General features: G+C 68.2%; 32 protein-coding genes. 2 read left to right on the top strand and 30 right to left on the bottom strand.

The genetic code is table 11. From position 1 onward, the window contains the following. Positions 1 to 12 precede the first annotated feature (12 nt). The 29 genes from FAF44_RS02965 to FAF44_RS02820 all read right to left on the bottom strand — a co-directional run bounded on the left by FAF44_RS02965 (position 13) and on the right by FAF44_RS02820 (position 15,409). Positions 13 to 255 (bottom strand): hypothetical protein, encoded by a 243-nt coding sequence (locus FAF44_RS02965; protein WP_237101507.1) that lies wholly within the window; start codon positions 253 to 255, stop codon positions 13 to 15. Between the two features lie 1,061 nt (positions 256 to 1,316). Next, complete coding sequence (locus FAF44_RS02955) at positions 1,317 to 2,099, bottom strand: hypothetical protein (protein ID WP_237101411.1); 783 nt, start codon at positions 2,097 to 2,099, stop codon at positions 1,317 to 1,319. Positions 2,100 to 2,192: 93 nt separating this feature from the next. After that, positions 2,193 to 2,579: a hypothetical protein gene (locus FAF44_RS02950; protein WP_237101410.1), complete on the bottom strand. Its 387-nt coding sequence runs from the start codon at positions 2,577 to 2,579 to the stop codon at positions 2,193 to 2,195. Then, positions 2,572 to 3,549 carry an NADAR domain-containing protein gene (locus FAF44_RS02945; protein WP_237101409.1) on the bottom strand — a complete coding sequence of 326 codons (978 nt, stop codon included), beginning with the start codon at positions 3,547 to 3,549 and terminating at the stop codon, positions 2,572 to 2,574. Before FAF44_RS02945 ends, FAF44_RS02950 begins: the two co-directional genes overlap by 8 nt. Beyond that, positions 3,542 to 3,799, bottom strand: coding sequence for a hypothetical protein (locus tag FAF44_RS02940; protein WP_237101408.1), 258 nt, complete (start codon positions 3,797 to 3,799; stop codon positions 3,542 to 3,544). The genes FAF44_RS02945 and FAF44_RS02940 overlap by 8 nt, the downstream gene beginning before the upstream one ends. Next, positions 3,792 to 4,202: a hypothetical protein gene (locus tag FAF44_RS02935; protein WP_237101407.1), complete on the bottom strand. Its 411-nt coding sequence runs from the start codon at positions 4,200 to 4,202 to the stop codon at positions 3,792 to 3,794. Before FAF44_RS02935 ends, FAF44_RS02940 begins: the two co-directional genes overlap by 8 nt. Continuing rightward, the gene (locus FAF44_RS02930; RefSeq protein ID WP_237101406.1) at positions 4,195 to 4,911 is read right to left on the bottom strand and encodes a hypothetical protein; all 717 of its coding nucleotides are present in this window, start codon (positions 4,909 to 4,911) and stop codon (positions 4,195 to 4,197) included. Before FAF44_RS02930 ends, FAF44_RS02935 begins: the two co-directional genes overlap by 8 nt. Continuing rightward, a complete protein-coding gene (locus tag FAF44_RS02925; RefSeq protein ID WP_237101405.1) occupies positions 4,898 to 5,086 on the bottom strand; it encodes a hypothetical protein in 189 nt (62 codons plus the stop codon). Before FAF44_RS02925 ends, FAF44_RS02930 begins: the two co-directional genes overlap by 14 nt. After that, positions 5,079 to 5,477: a hypothetical protein gene (locus tag FAF44_RS02920; protein ID WP_237101404.1), complete on the bottom strand. Its 399-nt coding sequence runs from the start codon at positions 5,475 to 5,477 to the stop codon at positions 5,079 to 5,081. The genes FAF44_RS02925 and FAF44_RS02920 overlap by 8 nt, the downstream gene beginning before the upstream one ends. Then, the gene (locus tag FAF44_RS02915; protein WP_237101403.1) at positions 5,474 to 5,650 is read right to left on the bottom strand and encodes a hypothetical protein; all 177 of its coding nucleotides are present in this window, start codon (positions 5,648 to 5,650) and stop codon (positions 5,474 to 5,476) included. Before FAF44_RS02915 ends, FAF44_RS02920 begins: the two co-directional genes overlap by 4 nt. Beyond that, complete coding sequence (locus FAF44_RS02910) at positions 5,647 to 6,459, bottom strand: phosphoadenosine phosphosulfate reductase family protein (RefSeq protein WP_237101402.1); 813 nt, start codon at positions 6,457 to 6,459, stop codon at positions 5,647 to 5,649. The genes FAF44_RS02915 and FAF44_RS02910 overlap by 4 nt, the downstream gene beginning before the upstream one ends. Next, positions 6,456 to 6,908, bottom strand: a complete 453-nt coding sequence (locus FAF44_RS02905; protein ID WP_237101401.1) for a hypothetical protein — start codon at positions 6,906 to 6,908, stop codon at positions 6,456 to 6,458. Before FAF44_RS02905 ends, FAF44_RS02910 begins: the two co-directional genes overlap by 4 nt. Beyond that, complete coding sequence (locus FAF44_RS02900) at positions 6,905 to 7,549, bottom strand: hypothetical protein (protein ID WP_237101400.1); 645 nt, start codon at positions 7,547 to 7,549, stop codon at positions 6,905 to 6,907. The genes FAF44_RS02905 and FAF44_RS02900 overlap by 4 nt, the downstream gene beginning before the upstream one ends. A gap of 5 nt (positions 7,550 to 7,554) precedes the next feature. Then, positions 7,555 to 8,088 (bottom strand): hypothetical protein, encoded by a 534-nt coding sequence (locus FAF44_RS02895; RefSeq protein WP_237101399.1) that lies wholly within the window; start codon positions 8,086 to 8,088, stop codon positions 7,555 to 7,557. Then, complete coding sequence (locus FAF44_RS02890; RefSeq protein WP_237101398.1) at positions 8,085 to 8,405, bottom strand: hypothetical protein; 321 nt, start codon at positions 8,403 to 8,405, stop codon at positions 8,085 to 8,087. The genes FAF44_RS02895 and FAF44_RS02890 overlap by 4 nt, the downstream gene beginning before the upstream one ends. Beyond that, entirely contained in the window at positions 8,402 to 8,764 is a 363-nt protein-coding gene (locus tag FAF44_RS02885) for a WhiB family transcriptional regulator (protein ID WP_237101397.1), read from the bottom strand. Before FAF44_RS02885 ends, FAF44_RS02890 begins: the two co-directional genes overlap by 4 nt. Next, the gene (locus FAF44_RS02880; RefSeq protein WP_237101396.1) at positions 8,764 to 9,078 is read right to left on the bottom strand and encodes a hypothetical protein; all 315 of its coding nucleotides are present in this window, start codon (positions 9,076 to 9,078) and stop codon (positions 8,764 to 8,766) included. Before FAF44_RS02880 ends, FAF44_RS02885 begins: the two co-directional genes overlap by 1 nt. A 3-nt stretch (positions 9,079 to 9,081) precedes the next feature. Further along, the gene (locus FAF44_RS02875; protein ID WP_237101395.1) at positions 9,082 to 9,240 is read right to left on the bottom strand and encodes a hypothetical protein; all 159 of its coding nucleotides are present in this window, start codon (positions 9,238 to 9,240) and stop codon (positions 9,082 to 9,084) included. 56 nt (positions 9,241 to 9,296) lie between these two features. After that, entirely contained in the window at positions 9,297 to 9,872 is a 576-nt protein-coding gene (locus tag FAF44_RS02870; RefSeq protein WP_237101394.1) for a crossover junction endodeoxyribonuclease RuvC, read from the bottom strand. 2 nt (positions 9,873 to 9,874) lie between these two features. Beyond that, positions 9,875 to 10,090: a hypothetical protein gene (locus FAF44_RS02865; protein WP_237101393.1), complete on the bottom strand. Its 216-nt coding sequence runs from the start codon at positions 10,088 to 10,090 to the stop codon at positions 9,875 to 9,877. Then, positions 10,087 to 10,443, bottom strand: a complete 357-nt coding sequence (locus FAF44_RS02860; RefSeq protein WP_237101392.1) for a hypothetical protein — start codon at positions 10,441 to 10,443, stop codon at positions 10,087 to 10,089. Before FAF44_RS02860 ends, FAF44_RS02865 begins: the two co-directional genes overlap by 4 nt. Beyond that, positions 10,440 to 10,817 (bottom strand): hypothetical protein, encoded by a 378-nt coding sequence (locus FAF44_RS02855; RefSeq protein ID WP_237101391.1) that lies wholly within the window; start codon positions 10,815 to 10,817, stop codon positions 10,440 to 10,442. Before FAF44_RS02855 ends, FAF44_RS02860 begins: the two co-directional genes overlap by 4 nt. Before the next feature lie 11 nt (positions 10,818 to 10,828). Continuing rightward, positions 10,829 to 11,056 (bottom strand): hypothetical protein, encoded by a 228-nt coding sequence (locus FAF44_RS02850; protein ID WP_237101390.1) that lies wholly within the window; start codon positions 11,054 to 11,056, stop codon positions 10,829 to 10,831. After that, complete coding sequence (locus tag FAF44_RS02845) at positions 11,053 to 11,517, bottom strand: hypothetical protein (protein WP_237101389.1); 465 nt, start codon at positions 11,515 to 11,517, stop codon at positions 11,053 to 11,055. The genes FAF44_RS02850 and FAF44_RS02845 overlap by 4 nt, the downstream gene beginning before the upstream one ends. Before the next feature lie 86 nt (positions 11,518 to 11,603). Then, complete coding sequence (locus tag FAF44_RS02840) at positions 11,604 to 13,289, bottom strand: hypothetical protein (protein ID WP_237101388.1); 1,686 nt, start codon at positions 13,287 to 13,289, stop codon at positions 11,604 to 11,606. Further along, positions 13,286 to 13,645: a hypothetical protein gene (locus tag FAF44_RS02835; RefSeq protein ID WP_237101387.1), complete on the bottom strand. Its 360-nt coding sequence runs from the start codon at positions 13,643 to 13,645 to the stop codon at positions 13,286 to 13,288. Before FAF44_RS02835 ends, FAF44_RS02840 begins: the two co-directional genes overlap by 4 nt. A 2-nt stretch (positions 13,646 to 13,647) precedes the next feature. Next, entirely contained in the window at positions 13,648 to 14,730 is a 1,083-nt protein-coding gene (locus FAF44_RS02830) for a hypothetical protein (RefSeq protein WP_237101386.1), read from the bottom strand. Then, a complete protein-coding gene (locus FAF44_RS02825; RefSeq protein ID WP_237101385.1) occupies positions 14,730 to 15,209 on the bottom strand; it encodes a hypothetical protein in 480 nt (159 codons plus the stop codon). The genes FAF44_RS02830 and FAF44_RS02825 overlap by 1 nt, the downstream gene beginning before the upstream one ends. A gap of 5 nt (positions 15,210 to 15,214) precedes the next feature. Further along, positions 15,215 to 15,409, bottom strand: coding sequence for a hypothetical protein (locus FAF44_RS02820; protein WP_237101384.1), 195 nt, complete (start codon positions 15,407 to 15,409; stop codon positions 15,215 to 15,217). A 330-nt stretch (positions 15,410 to 15,739) separates the two neighbouring features. Between FAF44_RS02820 and FAF44_RS02815 the strand changes: the two genes are divergently transcribed. Continuing rightward, the gene (locus FAF44_RS02815) at positions 15,740 to 16,246 is read left to right on the top strand and encodes a hypothetical protein (RefSeq protein ID WP_237101383.1); all 507 of its coding nucleotides are present in this window, start codon (positions 15,740 to 15,742) and stop codon (positions 16,244 to 16,246) included. 123 nt (positions 16,247 to 16,369) lie between these two features. Here the strand turns inward: FAF44_RS02815 and FAF44_RS02810 are convergent, their stop codons facing one another. Then, positions 16,370 to 16,657, bottom strand: a complete 288-nt coding sequence (locus FAF44_RS02810) for a hypothetical protein (protein WP_237101382.1) — start codon at positions 16,655 to 16,657, stop codon at positions 16,370 to 16,372. 305 nt (positions 16,658 to 16,962) lie between these two features. Between FAF44_RS02810 and FAF44_RS02805 the strand changes: the two genes are divergently transcribed. Continuing rightward, the gene (locus tag FAF44_RS02805; RefSeq protein WP_237101381.1) at positions 16,963 to 18,303 is read left to right on the top strand and encodes a helix-turn-helix transcriptional regulator; all 1,341 of its coding nucleotides are present in this window, start codon (positions 16,963 to 16,965) and stop codon (positions 18,301 to 18,303) included. Positions 18,304 to 18,342: the final 39 nt, after the last annotated feature.

The raw sequence follows: 18,342 nt of genomic DNA, 5'->3' as shown, positions 1-18,342 counted from the left end.
GCGGGGGGTTGGTTAGTCGTTGGCGGAACCGTCAACGAACTGCGCTTCGCGGTGGCGGCGACGCCAGACCACGTAACAGGTTGCGGCGATGCCGGTGAGGATCACCGCGAGCCATGCGACGGGGGCGAACCAGTTGTCAGTGTCGTTGGCGCGTGTCGTCGTGGCGGAGGGCAGGCTTGGGCCGCTCAGGAACACGCTGCCCGTGGGGGTGGGCGTGGTCTCGTCCGTGGGGGATGCGATGCGCGGGGTTGGCATCTCCACATCCGTGGGGATGTTCTGCGCGGTGGTGCCGTCGATGCCGGTCTGTCCGGGTTGTCCCTGCGGTCCGATGGGTCCGGTACTGCCAGGCTTCCCGGCTTCCCCGGTCGGTCCGGCGCTTCCGGGCTTGCCGGATGCGCCAGCCTGCCCGGCGGGCCCTTGCTGCCCTTGTGGGCCCTGCTCGCCGCGCGGTCCGGTGGGTCCGGTGCTTCCGGCGGGTCCGGTCGGTCCGGGCTCGCCAGTCGGGCCTACGGGTCCGGTCGGTCCGGCAGGTCCCTGAGGTCCCTGAGGTCCGGTCTCACCCTGAGGTCCGGCGGGACCCTGCGGGCCGACGATGCACACGACCGGGGGGTCTTGGTCGGGGCACGTCGGCATGACGGTGGGGTCCATGGCCACCCGTCCACCCTGGGTGACCATGTTGGCCATGGTCGTGCCCGGCATGAGACCGGGCGCGATGTGGCCTGCTGTGATGACCATGGCGGATGCGAGAGCGGCGGTCGTGACCGCCCTCCCGATCGCTGTGGCCGTGCGTGTGATCTGCATGGCTCAGAGCTTGTGATGCGCATGACAAGCTGTCCAGATTTCGGACCATAGCGAGATCAAATCGTTGTCAAGCTGGTGCTCCAAGTTGCCCACCAGGACAAACGCACACTCACGCCACCAGCAGAAACACCGCAATCCACCTTGCGTTCCGGACGCGACCAAACCTCTAGACGTCAACCAAAGCTGACACGCCAGGTTCGCACCCCACCGACCCCAACGGCATGCCTGGGGCCGTTGTGGCCCCACTCCGTCTTGTGGATCTTGTCTGTGTGCATCTCTGAGCGTTTGTGATCATGGCATGGTCTCTCACTGCCAGGCCGCGCCTGATCGCGTCTCTCGCGCCACTATGAAGACTGTTCCGGCGGTGTTGCGGCGCGTCGCTCTCGCGTCGTTCGCGTCGCTCTCTCGGCTGGTGTGAGGTCAACCCCGTCAGCGACGAGGAGGTGAGCGCTCGGCCGCGTGGTGCCTGCGGGTGGTCCCTGGGTGAGATCTTTCGAGCGAGCGCGGGGGTGTGGTCAGGGTTTGGCGATGCGATCGGCGGCGCAGGCCCGGCACGGTTCGGCCATGAACGGATGCTTGCCGCACATGCGGCCGACACCGCGGTAGCCGGCGGGCTGCTCGGGGAGGTAGGCGTGCGGGTCGCGGCGGAGTGCGCGCTGGATGTACCGGTGGGGGTTCTTCACGAGGGTGCGGGCTCGACTGAGGATGAGCTGCCGCACGTGGGCGGCGTGCTCGGGGGTGATCGGGTGGGGGGTGAGTGCGGCGAGTTCGCTGCGGATCATCTCGTCCACGATCAAGAAATCTTGTCCATCCGTCCGTCCTTGATCACCTGCATACGGTCCGTCAGATGAGTGATTAGAGAACGTCTGTTGGGATGGGATGGGAGTGGGATGGGATGGGGGGTCGTCTCCAGACACGTCTTGCGACGCGCCTTGAGACGCGTCTTGCTGTGCCTCCCGCGTCTGCCTCTGCGACTCCAGCCACCGCTCCTGACGTGCCTTTTTAGCCTCGCGCCCCTCACGAACCTTGATCGCTGAATGCTGGTATTCGAGGTAGTCGTGAATCTGCCAACCGTCGTTTGTTTTAGACCACAGACCAGCGTTCACCAGCTCATCGGCGTACCTTCGCGGCGACGACACGTCACTCACGTACATCAGCTCACGAGCCCCGATCACCCCATCGGTGAGGTTCGCGTTGCACCAGCACAACGCGCTCACATACAGGCGGAACGCCCGATCCGACAGCGGCCGGACCTTCCGGTTGACCGGGAACTGGTCATCGACACGAACCCACGGCATGCAAGCCGCCCTTCCCTTTCACACGCGAAGTGGGGGCTCGTCCACCGAGGGAAGTGGTCGAGCCCCCACCGTAAGCGGAACCGCCAACGAACGTCACTGGCCGCTCAGCGGCGCCCCTTCATCCCCGCCCATCATCATGCCGAGTTCGCTGAACGGGTCGATGCGCTGGTGCAGTTCGGCGTCGATCGGAGTCACTGGACGGAACTCCCCGAAACGTTCCACCTGCTCGGCCAGCCACTGTTTGACGTGCAGCTCGTCATCGAATTCGTCGGGCACGGTGACTGCGGAGAGGTCGGGATGCTGGGCGAGGAGCGGCCCTTCGCATTCGTTCTTGGCTCTGGGGAGCTGGTGAGTGTAGAGGTTGTCTCCCGTCATCCAGTTGAGGATGGCGTAGATGCCATCCATGTGGGTCGGGGAGACGAGGCGGCCTGTGGTGACCGACAGGATGTCTCCGATGTGGAAGTCCCGAGTCTCAGGCATGGCGATCGTCCTTCTGTGAGTGGTGGTGGAGGGAGGTGGTGAGTTCGGCGCGGCGCTCCATGAGCATCCGGCCCAGCCAGTTCGCGCCCGGCGGCGCGCACCGTGCCCGGCCGCACCGGCAGTCGCCCCAGTGGTTGTCGTGCCACCGGTTGCCCTCGATCAGGAACGCGTCCGCGGTGCCGAGCAGCACCCGGCCGGCCGGGCTGTCGTGGGTGAACTTGGCGACGATGATGGCTCGCATCGCCTTGTACCGGATCACCTCGTCCCAGCCGGGACGACGCGTCACCTGGCCTCCGAGGATTTTCGCGTCCTTCGGTTCCGGCTCGGCCAGGATCTTCGCCCGTTCGTTCACGTCCAGGGTCTTGGCGGCCTGGAAGGCATGCTCGGAGGTCGGGTAGGTGATCTCTCGCTGTTCGAGCTGGGAGTAGATGGTGACGGGGATGCGGGCGAAGTTCGACAGCGCCTCGTACGGACCCGCGAACCGGTCGATCACCGGCTGTGGCTCGGGGAAGCGGCGGACGTGGATGCCCGCCTCGTCCGCCATCCGGGCCGTTTCGGTCGCGCCGTGGGAGCCGTGCGGCTTCTTGCCCCGGCAACGGGGTTCTGCGCACGGGTCGATGAAGGCCAGGCACTCGTGCGCACCGTCGTCCACCATGGCAGCGTCTCGATGGAGCCCGGCGCCGGGGCAGTACGTGGACCCGTCCCCCCGCTGCTTGCGGTGCGGGGGCGTGCAGTTCGGGCCGGCGCACACGTCCCAGTCGGCGGGTCGCTGCTCGACGTGCGCGCCGAGCTGGCGGGCGAGCCGATCTGCCATCATGTCAGCACCCCGGCTGCACCGGCCGTGCCGGAACGTCACCCTGTCGGGGCCGTGCTCGGTGACGATCGCGGCCATGACGTCGCGCATGGTGCGCCAGTCCTTGAAGGTGCGGGACCCGGTGACGAGCACCACGTACGGCTTGCGGTCACCCATGGATCGGCTCCTTCCCGATGATGGCGCTGGCACAGAAGTGGCCGTCCACCTCGACGCACTGCCAGCAGCCCACCTCGCCAGTGGCCAGCCCTTCCGCGTGATGCTGGCACACCACGATGGAGCCGACGTGCTCGTGAACGCACCCTGCGGTGAGACGAACGGCGGGGTCGTCCGTGCATCGGCGGCGGCTGAATTCGTTGATCACGTGGCAGCACAGGTCTTGCACGGCCTCCTGGGGGATCTCAGCCACGGTCGTCGCCCCCGTCCTCCTCGTCGGTGGTCACCGTGGCCAGCAGCTCACGGAGCTCGGCCTGCGGGCAGCGCTCGCCAGGTTCGAGCGACAGGTATCCGTGGGCTTGGCAGCCTCCGTGATGGTCGAAATCGCACTCCTCGGAATCGGTGAGGGCTTCGAGGAGTGCGACCGGGACGACCATCAGGCCCGCGGCAGCCGACACTCGTTCATCGAGCTTCCCGCCCTCCACGACCCGCCGGTTCACCTCGCCGATGACCGCGAGCACGATGGGTGCCAGCAGGTCGTCGGCGTCCATACCGACCCGCCACTTCGCCGCGGCGAGCCCGCGTCGGCCCGCCTCCAGGAACGGGTAGAGGACTCGGGCCTGCTCGCGGGTGAGCTGCCTCTGTGCGTCAGCCACGGCCTCCGCTCCCTTCAACGAGACGTAGACCTGGAGCACCGCCCGGCCAGCCGCTCGCCTCACCGTCGCCTTCGAGCAACTCCAGCGCGGGCGGCTCCTGGCCAATGACCTTCGCCATGACGGGCCAGTTGTCCGCGCACAGGCCCACGGCGGGCGGCTCCCAGATCGCACCGGCCGCCCACCGGTACACGTTGGCCCACTTCCACCGCAGGTAGGAGGGGCCGAGTCCGCCACGGTTCGGCAGCGGCTCCGGCACCTTCCCGGACGCGAGCAGCGCCCGCTCGTGCTCCTGCGCCTGGTGGGCTTCCTTGCGGTGGCGGGAGCAATACCAATCCGGCCGCCAGGTGCCGTCCTCCGGGTTGGTGACGCGGACACGGATGGAGCCGCGCCGCTCGCATAGCCCGTCACGGCGGATCATCGGCGCCGGGCATGGCGCGTGCCATGCGCCGCGGTCTTCGGGCTCGTACCGGGGCGCGTCGGAGGCGATCAGCTCGCGGAGCTGGAAGTTGTTCCGTATCCCCAGCACGTTCGTGATGCGAGCCCATCGGTCGTCTTTCGGGCAGCGTTCGATCTGGATGACCCAGATCCAGGTGATGACGAACATGCGGAAGTCACCGCCCCGGCCGGTGGTGGGGAAACGGTCGTCTTTGTAGGCGCGGGCGATGAGCTGGTGGGCGTCAAGGACACGCCGGAGTTCACGCCCCTCCATCGCCCACCACCGCCTCGACGGCCAGCAGGGCGCCCAGGTCCGAGTTGTCCACCAGTTCGGCGGCGGCATCACGCGCGTCGAGAGCGCCCACCCCGCCGGTGAGAACCATCTGGGTCGCGTAGTAGCTGATGAGGTGTTCCCTGAGCAGGGGGCCGATCACGTCCAGTTCAGGCATCGCTCGCCACCGCCTCCCGCTCGGACTGGCAGTCTTCGCAGTCGCCTTCGGGGCCGCACTCGATGCATCGGTAGGTGCCGTCCTTTCGGACAGCCCACTCGGCCTCGGTGACGAGTGACTCTTCTCCAGGCGCGAAGTGGACGGTGTAGCCCTCCCCGGACTCGTCGAACGTCTCACCGCAACAGCCGCAGGAGACGTTGATGCACGGGTGGTCGAGTTGACGCGGTGTGGCGTTGCGGTAGCAGCCAGGGGCGAGGGTGTCCTCGGACTGGTCGTCGGCGATTACCTGAACGGCTCTGGTCTTGTCCGCGAAGTGCACAACGTAGTCGCCGTTGTCGATGTGGGTGCCGTCTGGGCGGGCGAGCACCCAGCAGTTCTCAACCGTGGTCACCGGGGCCTCCTGGTCCAGCGGAAGACGATCGTGGGGAAGGGCAGTACGTAGACCGCGTCCGGCGCGATGTAGCCGCCGACCCACAGGTCTCGCGGTTCGATGTAGATCGCGATGCGCCCGAAGCGGAGACGGTACTGGTTCAGGTGACCCAGCCACTTAGCGATCTTCTTCATGCTGGGCACCCCATCTCGAACAGCGGCTCCGTCTGCACGGCCTTGCGACGACGTGACCGGGCAGGTTGAGGCGAGCGGCGACGAACCAGGCCCGCCTCCGCTCGAAGCCGCAGCGTCCTGAGCGTGAGCGTGCGCTTCTCGCCGTTCACGGTCTCGGTGAGGATCGACACGTCCTTGCCGTGCTCCTCCCGGAACCGCTGCTCCTCGGCCTCCGCGAGGGCGTACCGCTCCGGGAACTCCCGCAGGGTAAGAAGCCACTGAGCCTGGCCCGCGCGGACGCAACTGCCCTGGCAGTTGTTGTGCGAGAATCCCAGCTCGTACATGCGGGGGATGGCGATGCCGAGGTTGACGCACTCGGCCTTCATCCGCTTCTTGTCCCAGCTCTCGTCGTCCATCAGCGGGAACTCGACCCGCCACGGCGCCCAGCCCTTCACGACGCCGGGCTGGCGGCGCTCCTCGGCCGCGTCGAGGCCGACGTACAAGATGGTGTCGGCCGGGTCGCAGTGCTCCTCCAGCCACTTCCGGCAGGGCTTCTGCTTGAGCTCCTTCGTGCACGGGGCGAGCCGGCTGTTGCCGAGGAAGTGCTGGTCGAAATACACCTGGAACGGGTTCCGGCCGTCGCACACGATGGTCGGGGTCACGTCCAGGTGGTCGCTGGCCTGCCCGAGGAACCGGTACAGGTCGGGGTGCTCCCACAGCGTGTCGGCGAACAGGAGGACCATGTCCTTGTTGCCGTGGCGCTGTCGTACGAGGTCGGCGACCCAGAACGAGCCGAGGCCGCCGCTCATCTGGATCACGTGCCGGGTCATGACAGCTCCGCCCGTCTGGCCGCGGCCCACGCCACTTCGGCGGCGTGCGCGACCAGATGCGCCAGGTGGGTCTTCACCTGGGCCGGTTCGTCGCCCATCTCCGCGACCACGGCGTTCAGGCCGGGCTTGTCGTGGGCGATGTACGCCTGCACGACGCGGTTGACCCACACGTACTCGGGGTTCGTGTCCTTCGGCGGCTGGACGGTCTGGCCGTCGTCGTTGACGTAGACGACGGCCACGTCGGTACCGAGTGGCACCCGGAGGTGGGCTCGGATCGCGGCGCACCACGTGAAGATGGCGTCGTAGGCGCCGGGCATGCCGTGCTCGCCCAGCAGGAGGCGGATCATCTTCGCGGCGGCGTCCGGGTTGTGGTGGGTGGCGGCGTTGAGCGCGGCCTTGGCGTACATGACGGCGTTCGAGTTGAACGGGTCGGGGATGCGGCCGGTCATCGCACCTCACCCTCTGCGGCGTCGATGTCGAACCGGATGGCAACCAGGTGCAGGATGAGCCGCCCGTCGCTGTCCCCGCGGTGAGCGCCGCGGGCAACGACGCGCACCTGTGCGCCCGCGGTGAGCTGGTTGCGGATCTTCGCGTATCCCCTGGGCGTCACCCAGGCGTCGCACGCCGCTCCCTGGTGCTCCAGGGTGAGCCGGGCGAACAGCGCGTTCGTCTTGCTGGCCCCCTCGATCCAGCCGATGAGCGTGGCGGGGAAGGTGAAGTTCCGGCCGTGGGGCTGGTCGGGGTTCTGGTGGAGGTCGGCGAGGGTGGTGTGCTCGCCCTCCAGGACCTCGTGCAGCTTGCGGGCCTGCCGGACATGGACGTAGCGGCGCCCGGCCTCGGTCAGGCTGACCTTCTTCGTGGAGGGGCTGACCACCTCGACGGCGAGGAGCCGGTTGGATTCGGCGGTGGTGAGGGTGCCGCCGCCACAGTGGTGGCCGTCGTCGTTCACCCATCGGCCGCCCTGCTTGGTGGTGGCGTAGATGACGTGGCCGTACCGCTGGTAGTCGGCGCTGGTGGCGATGGCGTCGAGCAGCCGGGCGACGGCCTGCCCAAGCTGGGGCAGGCGCGTGGTGGTGGGATTGCTGGTCATGCTGGTTAGTCCTCTCTGATATGGCGAATCAGGTTGGTCAGGTCCGGCGGCAGGCCCTCCTCACGGCCCATGGCAAAGGTGGCGAGCACGAGCCGGACGGCGTGCTCACGGTCGATGAAGCGGGCCGCGGCCTCCTCGGCCGGGCTCGCCGGCGCGGCCTCGGGGGCGGCGTCTTCCTGCTCATGGAAGCTCTTGAGGGCGATGCCGTACCGGTCGCGGCGGACGAGCGGTACCCAGGTCGCGCCGATGACGAGCCCGTGGTCGATGATCGTGCTCTTGACCGTGCGGGCCAGGTCGTCCGGGAACATCGGGAACGTGGCGGGGCCGTGCGGGTCCTTCCACGTGATCGGCCGCGTGATGCCTCGGAGCCCGTGCGTGTCGTGAAGCTGGAGCGCCCGCGTGAACGGCTTCGAGGGCCGCCACTCGATCCGGTCCAGGTGCACGCTGGCGGTGCTGGGGAGAAGGTTGCCGTACTCGTCGAACGGTACGCGGGCGGGGATGGCGCCGGGCTGCTCATGCGCGGGCCGGGCCGGGCTCATGCTTCGTCTCCCTCGTCCTGGTTGATACCGGCTCGCTTCTCCATGACCTTCGCGAGCTCGGCATAGGCGAGCGCGGCGCCCCGCTGGGTCACTGCGGTGGGGTCGTCTGGCGGCGGCCTACGCGCGAGCGGGTTGGCACGGCCGGCGGGAGTGAGTCGCCAGCCGCGCCCGTTCATGTCGGTGATGAAGCGGCGGGCGAATATGTCGGCGGGCTCGCGCTGGGAGGGCTGGGTGGCGGCCCATTCGATGAGGCGTTTGGTCAGGACCTCGACGGCTTCGATGATCGCCTGCCGTTGGTGGTCGGCTTGGGCGCTCACGATGTCTGCCTCTCCCGCCTGCTCTGGTCAGCAGTTCGGCGTTGTTCCTTGCGCCGGTCGAGCTTCCGCTGGTGGTCGTTGCCGCCGTGCCAGACGCCGACCTGAAGGCCGTTCGAGAAGCTGGTCGCGTAGTCCTTGCACTGGGCGAGGACGGGGCACTCGTCGCAGAGGGCGCGGGCGCGGTTCTCGCGTTCCTCCTTCTCTCGCGGCGTCTCCCGGTGCCCGCCGTCCGAGGACGGGCCGAAGAACAGTTCGTGCCCGATCCGGTAGCAGGCTCCGCGCCGGAACCACTCCGGTTCCTGCGGGACGTCGATGGAGCCGATCAGGCGCAGCTCACGCGAGGGGCGGTAGGGGCTCATCACGGCTGCTCCGGCGCGGTCGGGGCGAGGAGGGTCATCTCGCGGGCGGCGGCCAGGTAGCGGTCGATGGTCCGCTTGTCCTTGCTCATCCGGCCCGCGATCTCGTGCCGGTTCAGGCCCGCGACGTCCAGGTCAGCGGCCTGCTTGACGAGCGCGTACGCGTCGGGTGTGGTCGGCATCCATGCTGGGCCGCGGGCCGCGGGCTTGACCTCGAACCCGGCCGTACGTAGCGCCCGCAGGAGTCTGCGCGCGGTGGGGTCGGGGTGGCGGGCCAGTTCTCTGGTGAGGACGGCCGCCGCAGATGTGGTGGTCATCTCCTACTCCTGGAAGGTGGTGTGGCGGTGGTGGATGTTCGGGTGGCCAGCCAGCCGCCGGGCGGCGTCGATGTCGGCGGCGGTGAGGTTGTGGCCCTCGACGACCGCGACCGGCCGGATGCGGTCGGCGTTCCAAATGGCGGCGCGGGGCCGGTCAGGCATATTGGGTCGCTGGCGGTTCCGCCAACGTCGCTCGTCTGCGACGTCGGATGGCGTCTTCACGCTGCTTCCTTCCTGTGCATGGTGATGTGGGTGAGCACGTGGCGGTGCTCGGCCGGGACATGGACCTCGGGGTGGCCGAGGAGGTCGAGGATGAGCCAGCGCGCCCAGGCCGCGTCGCACTCGTCCTCGCTGGCGAACACGGTGCCCGCGAACTGGAAGGCCGCGGCGCCCATATGGAGCTTGGAGGCGTCGCCGTCGCCGGTGGCGTACATCTTCAGGTGCTTGACGTTAATGACCGCGATGGCGACCCCGGCCCTCCAGCAGGCGAGACGCACCGCCCCGCCGATCTCGGCGAGCCGGTGCGTCCCCGACGAACGCTTCTGGAAGGCGTAGTCCTCGATCCCGATCGCTTCCACGCCCGCGGCGAGGATCAGGCGCATGCACTCGGCATCGACGTGGTCCATCCGCCGCATGTTGTCGGCGAACGTCCGCCTCTCCCCCTTCTTCACCCTGACCTTGGGCGCGGTGATGAGACGGGTGGTGCCGTCCGGTAGGGCCAGACCGGTCTTCTCGGCGGCCTGGTCGAGCCCGGACACCCGCGGTGGCTGCCCGGCTGGCGACGTGATGGTCACTACTACTCCTTCGAGTCTCGCGGGGTGTCGATCGTGTGTAGGCCGCGGTGGGCGAAGTCACGCCATTGCTGCTCGTTGGCCCGCTGGGCGGCGGCAGCTCGGTGTACCGCGTGGCTGTGCGCGAGCAGGGCGCCGACGACAACCGCGATGGAGGCGAACCCGATCACAGTGGCGATGTTGCAGACCACTCCCCACGCGGTCCACAGCAGGTCGATCACGGCTGCACCGCCTGCTCGGCTTCGAGCTGGGCGCGCAGGGCGAGCCGCTCGGCGTCGGCTCGCCGCAGGTTCTCCTCTGCCTGGGCCAGCTTGCCCTTCGCCGTTGCTTGGGCGATGAGCGAGGCGTGGGCGACCTGTTGGGCGCTGGCGTACGACTCCTCCAGCCGCCGGACCTGAGCGGCGTTGTCGCGTCGGCCGCCCTCCGCACCGACGAGGATGCCGAGCCCGGCGCCGGCGAACCATGCGAGCAGGGCGGCGATGAACGCGAACAGGCCCGCGTTGATGAACGACAGCGCCGTCATCGCCAGCATGACGCCAGCGACGACGGCGAGCTGCCATATGGTGACCCTCACGCGTTCTCCTGGGCGGGCTCCAGCGCTTCCAGGACCTGGTCGAGGGTGCGACCCTTGCGATCGTTCCAGTTCGTCAGCCACCACTTCGGGCTGAGCTCGTCGTCCTCGGGGTTGCGGCCCAGGCTGGTGGCGATCTCGTCCATGAGGTTGTGCGCCGCGTCCCACTTGGCGATGAAGTCGGCGTCGCCGTGGCGGGGCTTCTTGCGGGCCAGGGCGAGCGGCGGGAGCCCCGTGCCACGGCCGATCGCTTCGACCAGGCAGCAGCCGGTCCTACCGCGTCGGTCGCTGGTGTAGTTGCCCTGGATCCAGCCGTCGCGGTGCAGGACGGCGGTGGCGGCCGGGCGGATCGTGCCGGGGGTGATGGTGACGGTCATGTTTGGTTCCCTCAGTTGATGATTCCTGCGTTGGCCAGGTCCTCGGACGTACACGGGGCGATGCCGATCTCCTGGCCGGGGTGGTCGAGTCCGGCCTTCACGAACGCCGCCGCCGCACCGAGGAGCGGCAGCGGGTGCTCCGGATCGAGCGCGACGCCGTTGACGAACACGAGCCAGAACGGGCCGGACTTCCAACTGGAGTCGATCGCCGCCGCGGCGGGGGCAGTCAGCATGTTCACGCGGCCGGACCCTCCTCGCCGGCGGCCCGGTTCAGCAGACCGGTCACGTCGCCGAGGATCGGCATCCGGCACTCCTCCCCGGCGGGCACGTGCGTGCCGTTCGCGTCATGGACAGGGCCGCGCGCCTGGTCCACGACCGCGATCCGGCCGCATGGGCACACGAACGTGGGCGGCTCGTCGGTGACGGCCTTCATCTGCTCCTCGCCGCCGAGGAACGCGACCAGTTGCGTCCGGCTGGCCATCAGGCCCGCGAGGTGCTTCTCCGTGTCGGCTCGGGCCTCAGCGAACTGCCGGTCCACGTCGGCGCGGCGGCGGTCGAGTTCGTTGAGGCGCTGCTCGGCGACCGTGATGGAGCCGCTCACCTGCTCGATGCCCTGCTGGAGATAGGAGCGGACGGCAGGTGTGGTGGCGTCGAGGATGCGGGGCTGCTCGGTGTGGTCGGCGAGAGTGTCGATCGACATCTCGTGTCCTTTCTCAGGGGTTGGGGGGTGTTGGAGCCGGCCGAGCGCCCCCGCCTCGTACGTGCTCAGGGCGCCCGGCCGGGGCTTTAGGAGGCGTTCTGCGCGGCGACGGCCTGCCGGTAAGCGTCCGGCGTGATCTGGCCCTTGCCGGGGTCCGCGCTGAGCGCGTTGAGGAAGGCGTCCAGATGGACGTTCGACACCTCGTCCAGCCTGGTCACGGGCTGCTTGCTGCGGCGCTTGGTGTTGGTGTTGACCCACAGGCACACGGCGGGGGTCAGCTCGTCACGAGTGCCGCCCAGGTCGGACCAGACCTGCCAGACCCGCATCTTGAGGTCTTCGCGGTGGGCCTGCGTCTCGGGTTCGAGCTTGGCGATGGCCTCGTCGGCCTTCGCTGCGGTGAGCTGGGCGGTCGAGGTCACCTTGACGTTGCAGGTGTTCAGCAGCCACAGGAAACGGGCGTCGCCGCTGATGCCCGCTTCCCCGAACAGGGTGTTCAGTTTGGTGAGCGTCTGCCGGTTGGCGGCACCCACTGGCCGCCCCTGTGGCTGCTCGGGAGCGGACTGTGCTGGCGCAGGAGGGGCAGGCGCCGGGTCCATCTGGCGTTCCGGCTTGTCCGGCACGATGTCCGCCTCTACCGGCTCCTCCGCTGCGGCACCAGCAGGTTCCGACGCTGCGGGCGGAGTCTGCGGGGCCTCTGCCTCGACGGAGGCGCAGAATGCCCTCAGTTGATCAGCGGACGCGGCCTGCGGGTCCAGTCCGTCGTTCGCCGCCCGGAACGCCTCCTCCAGTTCGGGAAGCGTGCCCGTCCACACCTCAACGAGGGCCTGCCATGCCTGGCTGGCCTGATCGATCGCTTGCACGCGGGCCTTGGCCGCGACCTCGATCTCCTTGCCCGACACGGTCGTGGACGGAGACTGCTTGGCCTGGCGCCAGATAGCCACGACCTCGTTGCGGGTGCGGGCCTGCTCGATCTCGACCAGATAGTTCGGGGGCGGCCCAGCCTCAAGCGCCTGCTGGCCTTGTGCGGCAGCCATGGCCTGCTGTCCGGCCGCGCCCGGCAGGAGGGCGGCCATCGCCTGACCGGCGGTGAGTCCGCGCAGCTCGATCGCGGGGACGGGGAAGTGCTTCGTCTCACCGTTGCGGGTGACGCGCCGCTGGGTGAGGAACAGCCGGATCGGGATGGGGATCTCGGTGCCGAAGATGCGCCGCATCGTGGCCACGTGCGCGGGCAGTTCCAGTGCCGCGTGGTAGGAGTGCGTCTCGAACAGCCACACCCCGATATCCGGCACGTCTGGGAGGATCACGTTCAGGCGGGTCGTGACCTTGCATGCCTGGCCAACAGGGGCGCGCTCCCACCAACTGTCCTCTCCGTACTGCTGCTTGCACAGGCACGGCTGGCCAGACTTGCGCTCCAGCACACCGTTGCAGCGGCGCTGGATACCGCCCCGGGTCCACTTCTCGTACGCCTGGCTCAACGGCGACTTGGGGCCAGGCGGCAGGATCGCGTCAAGCGCGACCTCGTCCGTGACAACCCGCCACTGGGCGGCGCCGTTGCCTTGCGGCTGCCACTCCTCCATGATTCCGCCGTAGGTGTCCTCGGCCGACTGCACGAAGTGCTGGAAGTCGCTGGTGACGATGAACGTCTCGGACCGCTGGGGGCTGCTCTTGCCTGTGGCGGGGTTCACGCCGTAGGTGCCGGACCGGATCTTGCCGAGGGTGCGGTTGCGGTGCTGGAGGTCCAGGATCAGGCCATCCTCGTCCATGAGTGTCATCGGACCGTCCTTCTCTCGTTGATGACCCGCAGCCATTCGTCGTCGAGCGCCGCGAACACCTCTTCGGCGCCCGCCGGCGCGGAGAACCCGTGCTCGATCAGGACGGGGGCGTTGTTGTCGAAGCCGTAGGCGTCGCCGAACAACTCGAAGGCGCCCGCCTCGAATGGGTTGTCGAACCCCTCGTCGTAGGCGGTGTCGTTCTCGTAGGACTGGCCGAGCACGCACGCCGCGCAGTCGCCGATGTTGAACGTGTCCTTGTCGATCAGCTCGGCCCACCCGGGCCTCTGCGCGTCCATGACCGCGGCGCCGCGTTCCACGTGGGCGCGGATCGTGTCTAGGTCAATGGTGGTGGTCATGGCTAGGCAACTGCCTTCCTGCTGGTCGTGGCGCTGGTGGTGGGGTCGGGGAGGGTCAGGGCCTCGCCGATGACGTTCTTGGAGTGGCGAGTCTCGAACTCGGCCATGGCCTTGGCGTGCCGGAATGTGGCATACATGTCGTCGCCGCAGCGGGCCGGGTACAGCCGCCAGCCCTCGGGGCGGAGATGCATGATGACACCGATGGGCGCCCGCTCCGGGAGGCGGATCTTCGTGCCGTCGCGGAGCCAGCCCCATGGCGCGGCCCTGTAGGCGGCCATCTGCGCGCCCGCGCTCGGGTAGACACCGTGACGGTGACCAGAGAACGTGATCCGGTCCAGCTCGCCACCAGTCTTGGTGTCGCCCGCGAAGATGGTGTCGGCCGGAAGCCCAACGACGGCAGCGACGAGTGGCGACCTGAACAGGTAGTCGAGCGTGCCCGCGTACTCGTCCTCGTAGTGGGCGACCACCATCTCCGAGGCGATGAAGTTGAGCTGCCACACCTCGACGCATTCGGCGAAGTGCGCCAGGTACGGCCGGAACTCCGGGTTGGCGGCGATGTGGGCCGGAGCCGGCTCGCTGAGGATGTGGGCCTCGATGAGCCGGTGCACGGCTCGGCCGATGTCGCCCCGGTCATCACGGCGGCGGAGTGGCTCCTGCTTGAGCCACTTGATGAACTCCTCCCGGTCCTCGGGTGTACGGGAGGCCCGGAGCATCTCGCCCACGTTGTCCATCGCGGTCTCAGCCACGACCTTCGCCGACCAGAAGCTGATCGCTTCCTTGGACATGCCCTTGTTCAGCAGCGACGTGACGGCGGGAAGCTGCTCGCCGGTTTCACGGTCGCGGTAGTAGCCGCGCTGTGATCTCGTGGGGATGCGGGCGAGCCCGACCGGCGCGCCGGAGCCAGTACACGGGAGAACGTCGCCCTTGGCTGCCTTGTGCTTGCGGATGGTGCCGGTCTGGTTGACCTTGCGGTCGAAGCCGCAACCGGGGCAGGTGGCAACCTCGGGCTGCTCGGCGGTGGCTGCTACTTTCGCGGCGGCGGCCCAGCCGTCAAGGCCGATGGGGATCTCGGTGATGGCGGCCATTAGAACGGCGGCTCGTCGTTGAAGTCCGGGTAGTCCCCCGCCTGCGTGGACTGCTCCGGTGGCTGACTCTTGCGGGAAATCAGGAGGACCTTGGTCGAGTTGTTGAGCAGGGTGGTCGGGTCGTCCCACGGGATGGGGTCGGCGAAGTAGCTGTGGGCATAGCGGCCGTCCTCGTTGACGAAGACGACGCTCCTGATCTCGCCTTCGCCGTCTCTGCTGGCGAGGGCGAACCACCGCTTGTCGTCGGCTTCCCAGACGTCTCCTGGCTCCGGGGGCCAGTTCGGCGGCGGGACGGGCGTGACGGTCACGCCGGCATGGTCGAGGGGGATGTGCAGGATGGTGCTGGTCTGCGAGCCGTTCGGGCCCGTGAGCTTCACGGTGAGGTCGGTGGTGCCGCCTCGCTCGGAGCGGGTTCCGACGACGAGTGCGTTCTCCAGGAGGATGTTGTAGCGGCGGCCGGTGTCGTAGTAGGTACCCATCGCGGTCAGCCCTCCTGGTCGGCGAGGACGCCGCGGGCCGCGTCGATGTGCTGGGCGGCGTCCTCCTCGCCGATCTGCTGGACGAGGAGGGTGCGGGCGACACCGGCGACGGGGCACACCGGGTCGTGATCGGTGGCGGCGATGAGTGCGAGGTCGGCTGCCCGGCGGGCGGCGCGGTTCGTGTGAGGGTTGCTGGTCACTGCTTGTCTCCCGGAGGTCTAGGTTGGCGGAACCGCCAACCAGTCAACTGAGCGCGGAATGTGGCGTTTCCGCTGGTGGTGGTATCCATCACGAGACTTGTTGATCTTGGTCAGGCATGTCTCGCGACACATCCAGCCTACGTGCTTGCGACGCGCATGTCACGTCTTTAGCGCGTCGCATGCGTCGAAGTGCCGTCTGGTCGTCGTGATCAACAAAGCCGACTGTTGATCTTGATAGGCGAAGTCAAGACGCGACCGACGCCACCCCGAGTGATACGCTCGCGTCGATCCCGAGCCCGCCACGGCACGCCACGAGGGGATACCAGCACCATGACACCCACCACCAGAACCGCCCAGCTCAGCCCCGAAATGGCACTTCTTGTGCGTTACCGCAAACGCGAGGGCAGCCCCGAACCCGAACTCGGCGTCCGCCCCCTCGCCCGCAAGATTTCCGAGGCGTCCGGGCATCGGTTCAATGAACAGTTCTGGCGACGCCGAGAGTCGGGCATGGTCACCGACATCTCGGACAAGGACCTCGCCTGGTGGGCGTGGGGCGTAGACGCTCCTGCCGACGAACTCGCCGCCACCGGCCGTACCGAAGCCGCCGAATTCCTGCGGCAGATCCTCGCCGACCAGGAAGCCAAGGGTGCCGCGGCGGAACGGGCGGCCGACCGCGCGGCCGGCGCCGTGGAGAGCTTCCTTCGGGACGCGTACGCCGAGATCGACGCTCTGAACGCCAGCGGCCCGGAGAAGGACCGCATGAAGCGGTATCTGCTGGAGCGCGCCCGCCAGGTCCTCGACCGCGAGCAGGTCACCACGACGCTGGACCGGCACTGACCCTGCGCTGCCGTCCCGGCGAGCGCCGACGCGGGCACCTCCATGCCCAAACTCACGGCGGCGAGCCACGCGTCCATCGCGGCCTGCAAGGTCAGCCTGACGTGGTTCATCCCGCCCCCGTTCCTAGCTCGCTCTGTGATGAATGCCGCCCTGTGTGACGCCTGTGGGGCGGCGGGGGTTGGCACGTTCCTGAAAAATTGTTTGGTTTTCGAGCCGACCAAGACGACGGGCGTGCCGTGCCCCCGCCCGCGACGCTGACCACCATCTCAGCCCGTACCGCACGTCCGTGATCACGCGCACCCCGGCGTACAGCGGTACGACCGACCACGCCAGGAGCAGCAGCAGCATCCCCAGCGTCACCTTCGGGGCGGCGGCCAGCATGATGGCGGGTGCGCCCAGCCCCGCCATCATCGAGGCCATGTTCGCCGGCCAGCGGGTGTCGTGCGGTCGCCTGGTCACTGTCCGCTGGTTCCGTCGTCTCCCTGCGTTCCCTAGGCCGTGGCTGTTCAAGGCGGTACTCCCAACGGTGGAGAGTGTGTCGTCGGTGGGCACTGGCCAGCAGCTTGCGTCGCCAGTTACGGTTCTTGCGTCGCCAGTTACGTGGCAAGGCGTTCGATGGTCGCCGGTACGGGCCGACCATGTCAACACCTGTGCTCGCCGACCGGCGTCGAAGTAGCCTGTTCCGCTACGCCAGGCCCCAGTAGGAGGGATCTCGGGTGGAAGTGTTCACCGCGCGGCTGCGAGAGGTCATGGAGCGCCGGGGATTGTCAGATCAGCAGGTCGCCGACATGGTCACGGAGCAGACCGGCATGACGATGACCCGCGTCTACATCTCGCTCCTGCGGAGCGGTAAGCAGAAGAATCCCACGGTCGCGCGCCTGAAGGCCCTCGCCCAGGTCCTCGAAGTCCGGCCGTCCTACCTGCTGGGCGAGGCCGACCCCGCCGACGACGCGCCCTTCGCCAGCTTGTCCAACGAGTCGCGCAACGCTCTGCGGTACGTGCTGGAGCTCGCGCGGCGCGCGGACCGGCTGCCGCCGGTGAATTGGAACGGCCCCGGCGAGCCGACAATGCCCCGGCCCGCCATCGCGGAGCCGTCAGCGTCCCAGGGCATCCACCATCCCTTCACGCTCGAACAGGTCCAGCAGGCTTTCGCCTCCAGTATCGACCGCACGCCGCCAAACCGGGTGGGCGGCCGGTTGCGGGACCTCCGCAAGGTGGCCGGCCTGTCCGCAGCCGAGGCGGACCTGGTCGTAGGTGGCGAACCGGGCCTGGTGGAGGACATCGAGGCGGGCAGCACGACACCGTCCACGGCGATGCTGCGCACGCTTCTGACCCGTTATGGAGTAGGAGACTCCCACCAGCAGGAGCTGTTCGTGTCGGCCGCAGCAGGCAAGCTGGACACGCGATGGTGGTTCCCGTACTTCCAGCGGTTGCCCTTGTGGCTGGTGACGTATCTCGAGATGGAGGACAGCGCGACGCAGGTCCGCATGTATTCGGACGCGACCATCCCGGCGCTGCTCCAGCATGAGGATTACGCCGTGGCGATGCGGCGCTCAGCCCATTTCCCCGAGATTCCGGCTGACCAAATCGAGCTAGGAATCGAGATCTTAAGGGAGCGGCAACAGCGATTGCTCGATGAGCGCCCCGTGAAACTCTGGGCCGTGCTCCAGGAATCCGTGCTGCTGGACGACCTTGGAGGTACAGAAGTACAGCTTCGGCAGATCGATCATTTGATGGAGCTGGCAGCCCGGCCGCATATCACCATTCAGATCAACCGCGGCGGCCCTGACCGGTATCGACCGCGGGGCGGAGCGTTCTCACTCATCCGGCTGCCGGATGACGGGGTGCTGGATGTGGTGTGGATTCCGCAGCTCAGCGACGACCGGATGGTGTCGGACGCGCCTGGTGTGCTGGCTTACTCCATGGCGCACGGGCGGCTCGCGTTGTCGGCGTCGAAGCCGGCTCGCGCGCTTGAGGAACTGGCGATGATCCGGGAGCGGGTGACGCGGGAGAGCATCTCACGCCGAACATTGACAGACGGGTCCAGATCAAGTTGAGTTTTCGAGTTATCCCGAGCGCGAAGCGCGTCGTGTCCT

This window comes from Nonomuraea sp. MG754425, from assembly GCF_021699195.1.
In the GTDB taxonomy this organism is placed as follows: domain Bacteria; phylum Actinomycetota; class Actinomycetes; order Streptosporangiales; family Streptosporangiaceae; genus Nonomuraea.
This window is presented reverse-complemented; position numbering and strand designations above follow the sequence as displayed.